A 13,396-nucleotide genomic window follows, 5' to 3' on the forward strand; every position below is an offset into this window, starting at 1 on the left:
CATCTCGCGGCGTCATTTCAAATCGATTTTTCTCAGAGGTGGCAGCTGCATGAGTCTCGGTGACATTCGCAATCTCGACTACACCGTTCTGCTGTGTTCGAAGATGCAGGAGACCAAGCAATTCTATCTCGACGTGATGGGCTTTCCGATCGCTCACGACAGTGAGAACTGGGTCAGCTTTCAGGTCGGCTCCGCGCTGCTCACCTTGAGGCCGCGCGGTCCCTGGGCTGCGTGGCACGATGGTCCGATCGCGCCCGGCTCGGCTGCGGTCCAGCTCGCCTTCCGGGTCGCGCCGCATCTGATCGATTCCTGTTATGCGACGTTGCAATCCAAGGGCGTGACGATTTTGAGCCCGCCCCGGGACATACCGAGCTGGCACCATCGCGCGCTGTTCTTCCGCGACCCCGAGGGAAATGTCATCGAGATCTACGCCGAGGTTTGAGTCCTCGCACGGTCTTGCGTCATCCCCGGACGAACGCATTTGCGTTCGCTCGGGAAGTGCGCGCTCTTGCGCGCCTCGAAGGATGAATGTGCCCGTGGCCCATCCTTCGAGGCTCGCTGCGCTCGCACCTCAGGATGACGGGTGGGTTCAATCCACCTAAACACGCTACATTCTAGCTGATTTCCTTGCGTACGATTGCAGCCGCCTCGCACATCGCCTTCAGCTTTCCGAACGCGATGTGGCGCGGCATGTATTTCATGCCGCAATCGGGTGCCACCACCAGACGTTCGGCCGCGACATGCTTGAGGCCGTTGCGGATGCGGTCGGCGACGATGGCGGCCGTCTCGATCTCGGGATTACCCAGATCAAGCACGCCCAGCATGATCTTCTTCGATGAGAGATCCTTGAGTACACCGAGATCGAGCTTCGGCTGCGCGGCTTCGATCGAAATCTGTTCGGCGCTGGTGTCGGCGAGTTCGGCAAGGAACGAATAACCCGCCGGCTTGGTCGAACCCGGCACGACTGCGGCATAGCCGAAGCACAGATGCACGACCGTCGGCACGGTGATGCCGGCCAATGCGCGGTTGATGGCCTTGACGGCATAGCGCCTTGCGAGGTCCGGATCGTTGCGCACCCAGGGCTCGTCGAGCTGGATCACGTCGGCGCCGGCCTTTTGCAGGTCCAGCGCTTCGGCGTTGACGGCCTCCGCAAACGCCATCGCGAGTTCTTCGTCGTCCTTGTAGAACTCGTTCCTGGCCTGCTGGCTCATCGTGAACGGGCCGGGCAGGGTAATCTTGGCCGCGCGGTCGGTGTTCTTGCGCAGGAACTCCATGTCGGGCCGTTCGACAGGCCCGCTGCGCCTCACCGGGCCGACCACGCGCGGCACCGGCGTTTGATGCCCGCTGCGCGAGGTGATCATCGCCGGCTTTTCGTCGTCGATGCCGTCGAGCGCTGTCGCGAACCGGTTGGAGTAGCTTTCGCGGCGGATTTCGCCGTCGGTGACGATGTCGATGCCGGCGCGCTCCATGTCGCGAATAGCGACGATGGTGGCGTCGTCCTGCGCTTCCTGCAGATGCTCCGGCGGCAGCCGCCACATCGCATGCATGCGCGTCCGCGGCACCACCTTCGACAGCATCGCGCGGTCGACCAGCCATTCCGGCTGCGGATAGCTTCCGACCACGGTGGTCGGCAGCAAATGCGTTGGCAGGTTCATCACGGTATCCTTGCTCTTGTTGTTATGGCGTCGACAGCGTTTTCAAGCGAAGCATGCCCTCGGACTTGATCCGGGGGTGGATTCCGGTTCGCGTGCAGAAAACGCGTCAAACAGATAAAGCCTCGGGCCGCGCGAGTGCGTCCTCTTGCAGGCGGTGGCGATCGTGGCTTTTTGACCTCATGGATGGCATCATAATTGCCCAATCGGATGCCTGGATAGGGCTTAGTGTCGCTTCGCGCCGCGAGAACGGGAGAAAACCGTCGACTTCCGATCGCAACAGGAACAGAGTCGTTTTGCCGCTGCTCGTCGCAATCCGTCGGGTTGACGCGGTGGATAGGTGGATGAGTTTTGACGACCTCACGTGATCAATAAACGGCAACCGGCGCGTCTACCAAAGGCGGTGTCGGCATGACCACGCCCTGGTGGCAGAATGGCGTGATCTATCAGATCTACCCGCGTTCCTTTCAGGACACCAACGGTGACGGCATAGGCGACCTCAGAGGGATCGAGCGGCGGCTCGATTATCTTGTCAGCCTTGGCGTTGATGCGATCTGGATCTCCCCGATCTATCCGTCGCCGATGGTTGATTTCGGCTATGACGTTGCCGACTATTGCGACGTCGATCCACGCTTTGGGACGCTGGCAGACTTCGACGACCTGCTGATGCAAGCCCATCGGCGGGGGCTCAAGGTTCTGCTCGACTTCGTGCCCAACCACACCTCCGACCAGCATCCATGGTTCGTCGAGAGCCGCGCTTCGCGTGGAAATCAGAAAAGAGATTGGTACATCTGGCGCGATGCTGCGGCTGACGGCGGACCGCCCAATAACTGGATCAGCGATTTCGGCGGCTCGGCCTGGGCATGGGACGAAACCACCGGACAATATTACTACCATGCCTTCCTGAAGGAGCAGCCGGATCTCAACTGGCGTCATCCAGCCGTGCGGGCGGCGATGTATGACGTGATGCGTTTCTGGTTCGATCGCGGCGTCGACGGTTTCCGCATCGACGTGCTCTGGCACATGGTGAAGGCCGCAGATTTCCCGAACAATCCGCCCAACCCGGCCTATCGGCCCGAAATGGGTGAAATGCACCGCCTGCTTCAACTCCATTCCACAGACCAGCCCGAGGTGCACCGGATCGCCGCCGAAATGCGTGAAATCGCCGACGGCTATGGCGCCAGGGGACAAGGCGAACGGGTTCTGATCGGTGAGATCTACCTGCCGGTCGATCGTCTGATGCACTATTACGGCGGTGAGCGCCCGGAGGTGCACTTGCCCTTCAATTTCCAGCTCATCGATACGCCGTGGCAGGCGCGCGCCCTGGCGGCGGCGATCACCGGCTATGAGGCAGCGCTACCTTTGGGTGGCTGGCCAAACTGGGTGCTCGGCAACCATGATCGGCCGCGCGTTGCGGCCAAGCGTGGGCAGGCCCAGGCCCGCGTCGCGGCGGTGCTGTTGCTGACGCTCCGTGGCACGCCCACGCTCTACTACGGCGACGAACTTGGTTTGAGCGATGTCATGATCGAAGCATCGCAAGTGCGAGACCCGCGCGAGTTGCGTGAGCCCGGTTTGGCGTTGGGCCGGGATCCCGTGCGCACGCCGATGCCATGGGATGACAGCGAAAATGCCGGTTTCACCAACGCCAAGCCATGGCTGCCGCTCAATGCCGACTGGCCGACGCGCAACGTGGCGCGGATGTCGGAAGATCCTCACGCAATCCTGACGCTTTATCGTCGGTTGCTTGTGTTCAGGCGCGATTGCCCGGCTTTGTCGATCGGTGACTTCGTACTGTTGAATGTAGAGGACGAGATGCTGGTTTACGAACGCCGGCACGATTCGGAGCGGCTGATTGTGGCGCTCAACCTCGGCGCACAGTCGCATCGACTGCCGTTGCCGGATTGGGCGCATAGGAGCCGGGTGCTCCTGTCCACGGTCGAAGATGCGGCGCTGGTCGAAGACGGTGCCCTCCTGCTAGGGTCGAATGAAGCTGTCGTGCTCGAGGCCGGATAGCCCACAGCAGAGAAGGATGATCACGTGCGCATTGCCATGCTGGCGCCGATCTCCTGGCGGACACCGCCGCGCCATTACGGCCCCTGGGAGCAGGTGACCAGTCTCTTGACCGAGGCTTTGGTCGCGCGCGGCGTCGATGTCACCCTGTTCGCCACCAAGGACAGCCGGACGGCAGGCAAGCTCGATGCCGTCTGCCCGGCGCCCTATTCCGAGGATCCCGCGATCGACGCAAAGGTGTGGGAGATGCTCCATGTCGCCCACGTCTTTGAGCAGGCCGGTGAGTTCGATCTTATTCACAACCAGGCCGATTTCGTCCCGCTCGCCTTTTCGCGGCTGGTCGGAACCCCCGTGGTGACGACGATCCACGGTTTCTCTTCCGCGCGCATCCTGCCCGCCTACAAGGAATACGAAAATCGCGTCCACTATGTTGCCATCAGTGACGCCGATCGCCATCCGGACCTGCGCTATGCCGCAACAATCCACCATGGCATTCCGCTGGAGGATTTCCCCTTCGATCCGCACGGCAGCGAAGATCTGCTCTTCTTCGGCCGCATTCACCCGGACAAGGGGGCGGCTGAAGCGATCGCTGCGGCAGATCGGTCCGGCCGGAAATTGATCATGGCCGGCATCGTCCAGGACCAGAATTACTACGACGAGCAAGTAGCGCCCGCACTCGACGACAAATCCGTGGTCTATCTTGGCCCGGTTGGCGGAACGGTGCGCGCGAAGACTCTGGGCTCCGCGCGCGCGCTGCTCCACCTCATAAATTTCGACGAGCCGTTCGGTCTGTCGGTGGTAGAAGCGCTCGCCTGCGGAACGCCGGTCATCGCCCGCAACCGCGGATCGATGCCCGAGCTCATAGATGATAGCGTGACCGGATTTCTGGTCGACAGCCTCGATGCGGCGGTAGATGCGATAGCTCGCGTCGACGAGATCGATCGCGCTGCTTGCCGTGCTGCGGTATCGGCGCGATTCACGGTGGACCGCATGGCCGATAGATATCTGGGCCTGTACCGATCAATCCTCGGCTGAGAACCGGGGCGCGCACCCCTCGCGGTCACTCCGCCGCCAGATTGTAGTCGTGGCGTAATGCCTTCTGGATATCGAGCGCGGCGCGTGCCGCCGCGTTGGCATCGGCGTCGCCCGCGGACACCACGCACATCGACCAATTGTTTTCAGCCCGCTCATCCGTGGCGCGATTGATGGCGATCTTGCGAACGTTCGAGCAGCCGGGTTGATTGCGGAGCTCTGCCAACGCATGCGCTTGCAAGTCTTGCATCGAAAGCAGGATCTTTGCCATGCCGGTCTTTACCTGTGCGAGGCGTTACTTCGCGGATTTCGCGATCTTGTGTTCGAGGTGGCCGGTCTCGTAATCCCGGCGCAGCTGGCTCAGCGACGTCTCGTTGAGCTGAAGCAAAACGTCGCTCAGCTTCTCGGTTGGCGGATAACCGGCGGCGAAACCCTGCCCGTAAATCTTGCGAAACGTGCCAACCAGCGTGGCGCCGTGCTTGTGGCTGATTTCGCCGTCGTGGTTGCGGTGGCGATTGTCGAGACCTGTCTTGCTCATGTCGCGCTCCCTTTGCCCATAGCCGACAGCATCCTCCCGCCGGGACCAAAGGGCAACCGATGACTTGGCTGCTCTCTTGGACCGCTCTCTTGGGCCGGGCCGCGGCCTTGGGGATCGCGCGGATGCTCGCATCCGCGGCTGCCAGTTCCAAAGGCTGGCGTCCGGTCGAGATGTGGTCCGGGGAACTACGTACGACTAATCCGGAAATCTTAGCCGCCCGTTATTCTTAAGCCCGATTCATTCCTTGTTTACCGCTTTTCATAACCCTGGTTTGGCGGCGAAACGTCAACTTGCTCCGCGACATAGGGGATCGATGATGTTGCGTACCAATTTGGCGCGCATGTTCGGAGCGCTCAGCGCCACCAATGAAGCCATCCTGCGGGCCAAATCGGAGGATGAGCTTTTTCAGAGGGTTTGCGACGCGGCGGTGTTTGGCGGCAAGTTCCTCGGCACGGGCATGCTGCTCGCCGACGGCAACGGCCGTTTGCGTTGTGTTGCCGGCGCCGGTCTTGGCGTCGATACGCTGAAGAACGCGGACAATGCCAGTTCGGTTCACGCGGACTCGGACGATGGAACGGGCCTGGCACCGTCCGCATTTCGTACCGGCCGCTCGTTTGTCTCCAACGACTACACCAATGATGAGCGAACAAAACGCTGGCATGTCCAGGCGCGTCAGATCGGAGCCCGGTCGGCCGCCGCCGTGCCGATCAAGCGGCACGGAAAACCGATCGGCGTGCTGCTGTTTTATCTGGAACAACCCGATGCGTTGAACGAAGAAACGGTCGGCCTGCTCGAACGCATGGCTGAAAACGCCTCCTTTGCACTCGACAATTTTGACCGCGACAATGCCACGGCGCGCATCACCCGGATGTTCGCCGCGCTCACCGCGACCAACGAAGCGATCATGCGGGCGCGCTCGGAAGACGAGATGTTCACGCGGGTCTGCGAGGCCGCCGTCGAGCAGGGAAAACTGCTGGGCGCCGCCATCTTCTTGCCCGAGCCGGACACCACCTGGTTCAGGCTGGCCGCGCAGGCGAGCGTCTATCCCGAAATCACCGCGAGCCTGCGTTTCTCCTGCGATCCCGCGATCCCGCAAGGACAGGGCATGGGCGGGACGGCATTCCGGACAGGCAAGCCTTGTCTTAGCAACGACGTGCCCAACGATCCGCGCTCGCGCCCGTGGTTGCCGCTGGTGGAAAAAGCAGGGCTGGCGGCGTGCGCGGTGTTCCCGCTGTTCGCCGGCGCCAGGGTCGTAGGGGTCATGTACTTCTTCTTCGGCGGCGGCGACCGGCTCGATGACGAGATGACCGCCCTGATGGGGCGGATCGTCGAAAACGTCTCGTTCGGGCTTGATGTGCTGGCGCAGGAGGCCGAGCGCAGCGCCGCCGAACGGCAAAAGGAGCGGATTGCGCGCCTGCTGGCCGCCCTGGGCGCCACCAACGAAGCGATCATGCGGGCAAGCACGCGCGAAGAGCTGTTCCGGCGGGTATGCGAAGCGGCGGTGCTGGGCGGTGATTTCACGTCCACGGTCATTGCGCTGGCGCGCCCCGACAGCGAGTTTCTGGAGGTGGTCGCCGCAGCGGGGCCCGGACGGGATCGCGTGATCGATCTTCGCTTGTCCGCGCATGCGCATCACCCGGAAGGACAGGGCGTTACCGGCATCGCGATGCGTACGCGCAAGGCGTGCATCAGCAATGACTATCTCGCCGACTTTCCGGTGAACAGCCACTTCTACAATCGCGCCAAGGACCGTGCGACCATGTCGGGCGCGGCATTGCCGCTGATGCGCGGCGGAGAGGCGCTTGGCGCGCTGTTGTTTCTGTCGAGGGAACGCAACGCATTCACTCCTGAATTGACCGAGCTGCTGCAGCGTCTTGCCGACAATGTCGCGTTCGCACTGGAGAATTTTGAGCGCGCCGACGCGAAAACGATCGCGGATCAGCGCATCGAATATCTCGCCTCCCACGACAGCCTCACTGATCTGCCGAACCGCGAGTCGTTCAACCAGCTGCTGCACTTTGCAATCGAGTCGGCGCGGCGCCAGGATCGGCAATTGGCCGTGTTGTTCATCGATCTCGACCGCTTCAAGGTCATCAATGATTCGCTCGGCCATGACGCCGGCGACCGGCTGTTGACCGAGATCGGCGCCCGGCTGCGGCGCAGCGTGCGCGCTTGCGACGTCGTCGCCCGGCTTGGCGGTGACGAGTTCGTCCTTATTCTGGAGGATGTTTCGGGGCGGGAGGACGTCGAAGGCGTCGCGCGAGACCTGCTGAGGATTTTAAGTGAGCCGATCCAGCTCAGCGGTCACGAATGTAACGTCACCGCCTCGATTGGCGTGGCGATCTATCCTGCTGATGGCACCGACATTCAGACCCTGACCGCGAATGCCGACACGGCGATGTATCTCGTCAAGGGCGATGGCAAGGACGGATTCAGGTTTTTCACCCGCGACACCAGGACCCAGCCCATCGAGCGGCTCACGATGGAGACCAACCTCCGGCATGCGCTGGAGCGCGACGAGCTGCTGCTGCATTATCAGCCCAAGATCGATCTGAACACCGGCGAGATCACCGGCGTCGAGGCGCTGTTGCGCTGGCGGGCGCCGGACGGAGCCATGCTGCCGCCGTGCCAGTTCATTCCGCTTGCCGAAGAAACCGGCCTGATCGTTCCGATCGGCCGTTGGGTGCTCAGGGAAGCCTGCGCGCAGAACATGATTTGGCAACGCCAGGGGATGCGGCCGGTCTCGATGGCGGTCAACCTGTCCCCGCGCCAGTTCGTCGACGAACGCCTGTTGCAGGACATCGATGCGGCGCTGGCGATCAGCGGCATGCCGCCGAACCTGCTCCAGCTCGAGGTCACCGAAAGCATGGTGATGCAGAACGTCGCGCGCGCCGTGCGTGTGCTGGACGGGATCGAGAGTCGGGGCATTCATATCGCCATTGACGATTTTGGCACCGGTCACTCCTCGATGTCGCTGATGAAGCAATTCCCGATCGACACCATCAAGATCGATCGATCCTTCGTTCGCGACCTCGCGGAGGACATGGAGGACCAGGCGATCGCGCAAGCCATCATCAGCATGGGCAAGGCACTCGGCATGACCGTCGTGGCCGAGGGCGTGGAGACCATCGAGCAGCAGGCGTTTTTGCGCCGGCACGGCTGCGACGAGATGCAGGGCTACCTGTTCAGCAAGCCGCTGCCGCCGGGCGGCATTGCGGATCTGCTGCGGCCGCCTCATGCGGCGTCGCCGTCGCTCCAGCCGGGCGCCGATGGTGATTGCAACGCAGCAGAGCTTGCGATCGACCAGTGAAGGCGAGGGATCGGGGCGATCGATCTAGATCAACGCGGGATACGATCCGCCATCCAGATGGAGGTTCTGGCCTGACATAAAACCTGCCAGAGCGCTGCACAGGAAGGCGCAGGTCGCGCCGAATTCCCTGGGATCGCCGAGCCGTTTCGCGGCGATCGATTCGATCTGGCGCGCACGAGCCTCTTCATAGGAAATATTCTCGCGCGTCATCGCGGCCTTCGCCATCTGGTGCTGGCGGTCGGTGTCGAACCGCTCGGGCAGCAGATTGTTGATAGTCACATTGTCGCGCGCGACCTCGAGCGAAAGCCCCTTCATTGCCGCAGTCAGGCCGCCGCGCGCGCCGGAGGACAGCGTCATGTGCGGACGGGGCGTCGTTACCATCGCGGAGGTGATGTTGACGATGCGTCCGAAGCGCCGCTGCCGCATCGTCGGCAGTACCGCGCGGATCAGCATCAGCGGCGCGATCATGTTGGCCTCGATCACCGCCAGCCAGCGTTCGCGCTCGATGTCGGCGAAATTGCCGGGCGAGGGACCTGCATTGTTGTTGACGAGAATGTCGGGTGAGGGACACGCCGCGATCAGCCGTGCCTGGCCGTCCGCGGTCGTGACATCGGCCGCGACCGCGGTCACGTTGCCGCGGGCCTTCTCGCGCAGCGCGGCGGCTGTCGCGTCGAGTTTTGCCGCATCGCGCCCGTTGATGACGACGTGGACGCCCTCCTGCGCCAGGGCTTGAGCGCAGGCCAGCCCGAGCCCCTGACTGGACGCGCAAACCAGCGCAGTGCGGCCTTCGATCCCAAGATTCATGTGTTCTCGCTCCCAGAGCTTATTGTTTGAAATCACTTGCCTTTTTGTCGAATGTCGCGCTATTCTCCCATTTGAATAATCGATTATAAAGAAAATTACTATTGAAAATCGATTATTTTTCCGCGATGACTCCCATCAACGCGGTGGCAGCGGCGACATCAAACCAGCCGCTGCATCATGGGGAGGACAGGATGACGCGACTTTGCATGGCATTGCTGGCGTGGTTTGCAGCGTTCCTGCCGCTGAATGCGGGCGCCGAGCCGGTGACGCTCAAGCTGTCGTTCTTTGCATCGGACACCGAGGTCAATTACGCGCGCGCCATCAAGCCATGGATCGACGCCGTAAACGCCGATCCGAGTGGCGCGGTGAAGATCGAGGCCTTTCCGAATGGCGCGCTCGGCAAGGCGCTGCCGGCGCAGCCGCAGCTGCTGCTCGACGGCGTCGCCGACATCGCGTTCGTCAATCCGAGCCTGGGGCCCGGCCGCTTTCCGGACGATCAGGTGTTCGAACTACCGGGCCTGCTGCAAAACCTGAAAGAGGGTGTAAAGCTCTACGAAGAGCTGCTAAAGGCCAATCTCTTGCGCGGCTATTCCGACTATTACGTCGTGGGCGCCTTCATGAACCCGCAATACATGGTGTTCGCCCGCCGCCCGATCAAATCGCTCGCCGACCTAAAGGGCATGAAGGTACGCATCAACGGCGCGGTGATCGGGCAGACCGTCAAGGAACTCGGCATGGTGCCGGTGCTGATGCCGCCGAATGAGGTGGTCGAGGCGATGGGGCGCGGCACGATCGACGCTACCACCACCGTTCCGGCGGCCATCGTCGATTTCGGCATCGACCGCGTCACCAGCCACGATTATCTGCTGCCGCTCGGCGCGGGTCCGCTGGCCGTCCTGATGAATCGCAAGAAGTTCGAGTCGTTGCCGAAGCCGGCGCAGGACGTGATCGCGAAATACTCGATCCGCTGGATCGACGACACCTATATCCGCGACCTCGGGCAATACAACGACGAGCTGATCGCAAAGTTCAAGGCCGATCCCAAGCGCACCGTGGTCGCGCCCTCGCCGGCGGATCTCGCGAGCCTGCAGCCGGTCTATCAGAAGGTCACCGCCGAATGGGTCGCCAAGGGCCCTGGCAATGCCGAGCTGCTAAGCAAGGCGCGCGAACTCTTGACCCGGATCAGGGCCAACTAGCGTGAAGGCGGCGCGAACCATCGTCACCCGCGTCGCGAACGCGTTCGCCGTCGCCGGGTTGTCGTTGCTGCTGATCCTTGCCGTCTTCACGCTGCTCGACGGGCTGCTCAGGGCTGTCGCGAACACGCCGATCGACCTGGTGCGCGAGATCGGGGACATGATAGCGGCGATCTGCGGCACCTGCTGCCTGCCGATCGTGCTGCTGCACCGGAACAATATCGTGCTGCGGATCTTCGATCGGATCCTGCCGCGATCCGGTGTTCGCGTCATCGACACAGCTGCGGCGCTGGTGATCGAGATCGTCATGATCGGCATGGCCTGGCAATTCTGGCGCTTCGGCATCAAGACCATGCAGGCGGGCGACGTCACCTGGCTGCTCAACTGGCCGAAGGCGCCGTTCTGGTTCGCCGTTGACGGCATCCTGTGGGTGGCGGTGGCCGTGCAGACCTTCGTGCTGATCGAGGAGATCACCGGTGCGTCCCGGCGCCGCGATCCGGAGCCCGCGGCATGACCGCGACCGGTATCGGCATCGGCGGCATCGTGGCGCTGTTCGTGCTGGTGGCAATGCATATTCCGCTGGCGTTCGCCATGATCGTCGTCGGCGTCGTGGCGTTCGCGCTGCAGACCAACTGGGCTTCGGCGCTGACGTTTCTCGCCACCGAGCCGTCGCAGGTGCTCGGCAGCACGGATCTTGCGGCCGTGCCGCTGTTCCTGATGATGGGCGCGTTCGTCAACGTTTCGGGCTTTGCGCGCGATCTTTATGCGGCGGCCGCGGCGCTGCTCGGCCACCGGCGCGGCGGGTTGTCCTATGCGACCATCGGCGGCAGTGCTGCGTTCGGGGCGATCTGCGGATCGTCGCCGGCGACGGTTGCGACCTTTACCCAGGTGGCGCTGCCGGAGATGCTCAAGCGCGGTTACTCGCCCGGATTTTCCGGTGCGACCATCGCCGCCGGCGGCGCGCTGAAGGCGCTGATCCCACCCTCGCTCAGCATGATCCTCTATTGCGTGGTGGCGCGGACCTATATTTTCGACGTGTTCATCGCCGCCGTCATTCCGGCGCTGATCACCATAACGGCCAATCTGATCGCCATCGCCGTGATGGTGCGCCTTGATCCTGCGATCGCGCCGGTCTCCGAGCGCGTGTCGCGGCAGGACAAGCACGCGGCCGTGCGGCGCGCCGCGCCGGCGGCGTTGCTGATCGCGATCATCTTCGCCGGCCTCTACAGCGGCGTCTTTACCGTCAACGAAGCGGCTTCAGTCGCAGCCGTCGTATCATTTGCATTTGCGCTGATGCGCCGCACGATCACGCCGACGAATCTGGTTTCCAGCCTGCGCGAGACCGCGCTGATCGCCGGCATGATCTATTTCGTGCTGATCGGCTCGTCGATCTTCACCTATTTCATCAGCCTCGCAAAAATACCGGAACAGCTCATCGCGTTGCTGGCGCATGTCAATCTGCCGCCGATCGGCATCATCGTGCTGATGCTCGCCGCCTACCTGGTGCTCGGCGCCGTGTTCGACGAACTGGCCGCCATGGTCGTCACTCTGCCGTTCGCGCTGCCGATCATCGTGCATTTCGGCTATGATCCGGTATGGTGGGCGATCATCAATGTGATCATCGTCGAGCTCGGCCTCGTGATCCCGCCGATCGGTCTTGTCATCCTGATCATCAATGCGATGCGGCCGGATATTCCATTGCGGGCGCTTTACCGCAACATCGTCGCCTTTGTGGCGGCCGACATCGTCGTGCTGGCGTTATTGACGCTATTTCCGCCCCTGGCGCTGTGGCTGCCGGCCTTGCTGCGCGGCTGAGCTGACAAGATGAAACGAAAGGCGAGCGAATGAGCCTCCCAACCACGAATTTCGATCCGGGGTTTCACGTCACCCGCGCAAGCCATGTCGTGCTCACGGTCCGCGATCTCGCGGCGAGCCGGCAGTTCTATTCCGAGGTGATCGGCCTGATCCTGACCGCGGAGGAGGACGACACGCTCTACTTCCGCGGTGTCGAGGAAGCGTGCCATCACAGCCTGGTGCTGCGAAAGGCCAAGGATGTCTCATGCATGCGGATCGGGCTGCGGGTGTTCACAGATGCCGATCTCGAAAAGCTCAAGGCCTTCTTCGAGGCCCACGGCTGCCCGGCTGCGTGGGCTGACGTGCCGCATCAGGGCCGCACGCTGCACGCGACCGATCCGGCCGGGACGCCGCTGGAATTCTGCGCCACGATGCCGGTGATGCCGCGCATGATCACCAAATTCACGCGTCACGCCGGCGGCTCGGCGCTGCGGCTCGACCACTACCAGATCCTGACGCCGGAGGTTCGCAGGGCCTGCGAGTTCTATATGGCGGCGGGCTTCCGACTGAGCGAATATATCGCACCCGCAGGCACGTTCGACCTGCGCGGCGTGTTCCTGCAGCGCAAGGGCAACCCGCATGACATCGTGTTTTTCAACGGCACCGGCCCGCGCCTGCATCATTTCGCCTTCCTGGCGCCGGAGGTGCATCATCTCTTGCATGCCTGCGACGTCGCCGGTGAACTCGGCTATGGGACCCGCATCGAGCGCGGCCCGGGGCGGCACGGGCCCGGACATGCGATGTATGTCTACATGCGCGACCCGGACGGCCATCGCGTCGAGCTGTTCAACACCCACTACCAGATCATGGATGTCGAGAACGAGCCGGTGGGCTGGGATCCTTCGGATCCAGCGATTGCCCACCCCTGGGGATTGCCGGCGCGCCAGGCCTGGTTCGAGGAAGCAACGCCGTTCGCGGGCGTTACCATGAGCGAGCCGCAGATCAAGCCGACCCCGATGACGCTCGAGAAATATCTCGCAAAGCGGAATACCTAGAGGCCTCC

General features: G+C 62.8%; 12 protein-coding genes. 8 read left to right on the forward strand and 4 right to left on the reverse strand.

All coding sequences use genetic code 11. The annotated features are described in order from the left end of the window. The first annotated feature begins 49 nt into the window (after positions 1–49). The gene (locus JQ600_RS33905) at positions 50–442 is read left to right on the forward strand and encodes a VOC family protein (RefSeq protein WP_212262702.1); all 393 of its coding nucleotides are present in this window, start codon (positions 50–52) and stop codon (positions 440–442) included. A gap of 172 nt (positions 443–614) precedes the next feature. On the opposite strand, the gene JQ600_RS33910 is transcribed toward JQ600_RS33905, so the two are convergent. After that, complete coding sequence (locus tag JQ600_RS33910) at positions 615–1,655, reverse strand: 5-methyltetrahydropteroyltriglutamate--homocysteine methyltransferase (RefSeq protein WP_212387439.1); 1,041 nt, start codon at positions 1,653–1,655, stop codon at positions 615–617. A 408-nt stretch (positions 1,656–2,063) separates the two neighbouring features. Here JQ600_RS33910 and JQ600_RS33915 point away from each other — a divergent pair, with 408 nt between their 5' ends. Beyond that, positions 2,064–3,665, forward strand: coding sequence for an alpha-amylase family glycosyl hydrolase (locus JQ600_RS33915; protein WP_212387441.1), 1,602 nt, complete (start codon positions 2,064–2,066; stop codon positions 3,663–3,665). 24 nt (positions 3,666–3,689) lie between these two features. After that, positions 3,690–4,697, forward strand: coding sequence for a glycosyltransferase family 4 protein (locus JQ600_RS33920; protein WP_212490319.1), 1,008 nt, complete (start codon positions 3,690–3,692; stop codon positions 4,695–4,697). Between the two features lie 25 nt (positions 4,698–4,722). Here the strand turns inward: JQ600_RS33920 and JQ600_RS33925 are convergent, their stop codons facing one another. Continuing rightward, entirely contained in the window at positions 4,723–4,965 is a 243-nt protein-coding gene (locus JQ600_RS33925; protein WP_212262695.1) for a hypothetical protein, read from the reverse strand. Positions 4,966–4,989: 24 nt separating this feature from the next. Beyond that, positions 4,990–5,232: a hypothetical protein gene (locus JQ600_RS33930; protein WP_212262694.1), complete on the reverse strand. Its 243-nt coding sequence runs from the start codon at positions 5,230–5,232 to the stop codon at positions 4,990–4,992. A gap of 316 nt (positions 5,233–5,548) precedes the next feature. Here JQ600_RS33930 and JQ600_RS33935 point away from each other — a divergent pair, with 316 nt between their 5' ends. Continuing rightward, the gene (locus tag JQ600_RS33935; RefSeq protein ID WP_212387445.1) at positions 5,549–8,542 is read left to right on the forward strand and encodes an EAL domain-containing protein; all 2,994 of its coding nucleotides are present in this window, start codon (positions 5,549–5,551) and stop codon (positions 8,540–8,542) included. Between the two features lie 24 nt (positions 8,543–8,566). Here JQ600_RS33935 and JQ600_RS33940 read toward each other — a convergent pair whose 3' ends face one another. Next, the gene (locus tag JQ600_RS33940; RefSeq protein WP_212387447.1) at positions 8,567–9,346 is read right to left on the reverse strand and encodes an SDR family oxidoreductase; all 780 of its coding nucleotides are present in this window, start codon (positions 9,344–9,346) and stop codon (positions 8,567–8,569) included. A gap of 191 nt (positions 9,347–9,537) precedes the next feature. Here JQ600_RS33940 and dctP point away from each other — a divergent pair, with 191 nt between their 5' ends. Genes dctP through JQ600_RS33960 form a run of 4 tightly spaced genes read left to right on the forward strand, consistent with a single transcriptional unit; the run spans position 9,538 to position 13,388 of the window. Further along, complete coding sequence (gene dctP / locus JQ600_RS33945; RefSeq protein WP_212490320.1) at positions 9,538–10,542, forward strand: TRAP transporter substrate-binding protein DctP; 1,005 nt, start codon at positions 9,538–9,540, stop codon at positions 10,540–10,542. Between the two features lies 1 nt (position 10,543). After that, entirely contained in the window at positions 10,544–11,053 is a 510-nt protein-coding gene (locus tag JQ600_RS33950; protein WP_212387449.1) for a TRAP transporter small permease, read from the forward strand. Further along, positions 11,050–12,354 (forward strand): TRAP transporter large permease, encoded by a 1,305-nt coding sequence (locus JQ600_RS33955; RefSeq protein ID WP_212490321.1) that lies wholly within the window; start codon positions 11,050–11,052, stop codon positions 12,352–12,354. Before JQ600_RS33950 ends, JQ600_RS33955 begins: the two co-directional genes overlap by 4 nt. A 29-nt stretch (positions 12,355–12,383) precedes the next feature. Beyond that, the gene (locus JQ600_RS33960) at positions 12,384–13,388 is read left to right on the forward strand and encodes a VOC family protein (RefSeq protein WP_212490322.1); all 1,005 of its coding nucleotides are present in this window, start codon (positions 12,384–12,386) and stop codon (positions 13,386–13,388) included. Positions 13,389–13,396 lie beyond the last annotated feature (8 nt).

Source organism: Bradyrhizobium sp. AUGA SZCCT0176 (assembly GCF_018130145.1).
GTDB lineage: Bacteria > Pseudomonadota > Alphaproteobacteria > Rhizobiales > Xanthobacteraceae > Bradyrhizobium.

Coding starts and splice junctions, on each gene's coding strand:
- JQ600_RS33930 (WP_212262694.1), bottom strand. CDS start 5,232: ATGAGCAAGACAGGTCTCGACAATCGCCACCGCAACCACGACGGCGAA.
- JQ600_RS33910 (WP_212387439.1), bottom strand. CDS start 1,655: ATGAACCTGCCAACGCATTTGCTGCCGACCACCGTGGTCGGAAGCTAT.
- JQ600_RS33905 (WP_212262702.1), top strand. CDS start 50: ATGAGTCTCGGTGACATTCGCAATCTCGACTACACCGTTCTGCTGTGT.
- dctP (WP_212490320.1), top strand. CDS start 9,538: ATGACGCGACTTTGCATGGCATTGCTGGCGTGGTTTGCAGCGTTCCTG.
- JQ600_RS33955 (WP_212490321.1), top strand. CDS start 11,050: ATGACCGCGACCGGTATCGGCATCGGCGGCATCGTGGCGCTGTTCGTG.
- JQ600_RS33960 (WP_212490322.1), top strand. CDS start 12,384: ATGAGCCTCCCAACCACGAATTTCGATCCGGGGTTTCACGTCACCCGC.
- JQ600_RS33940 (WP_212387447.1), bottom strand. CDS start 9,346: ATGAATCTTGGGATCGAAGGCCGCACTGCGCTGGTTTGCGCGTCCAGT.
- JQ600_RS33935 (WP_212387445.1), top strand. CDS start 5,549: ATGTTGCGTACCAATTTGGCGCGCATGTTCGGAGCGCTCAGCGCCACC.
- JQ600_RS33915 (WP_212387441.1), top strand. CDS start 2,064: ATGACCACGCCCTGGTGGCAGAATGGCGTGATCTATCAGATCTACCCG.
- JQ600_RS33925 (WP_212262695.1), bottom strand. CDS start 4,965: ATGGCAAAGATCCTGCTTTCGATGCAAGACTTGCAAGCGCATGCGTTG.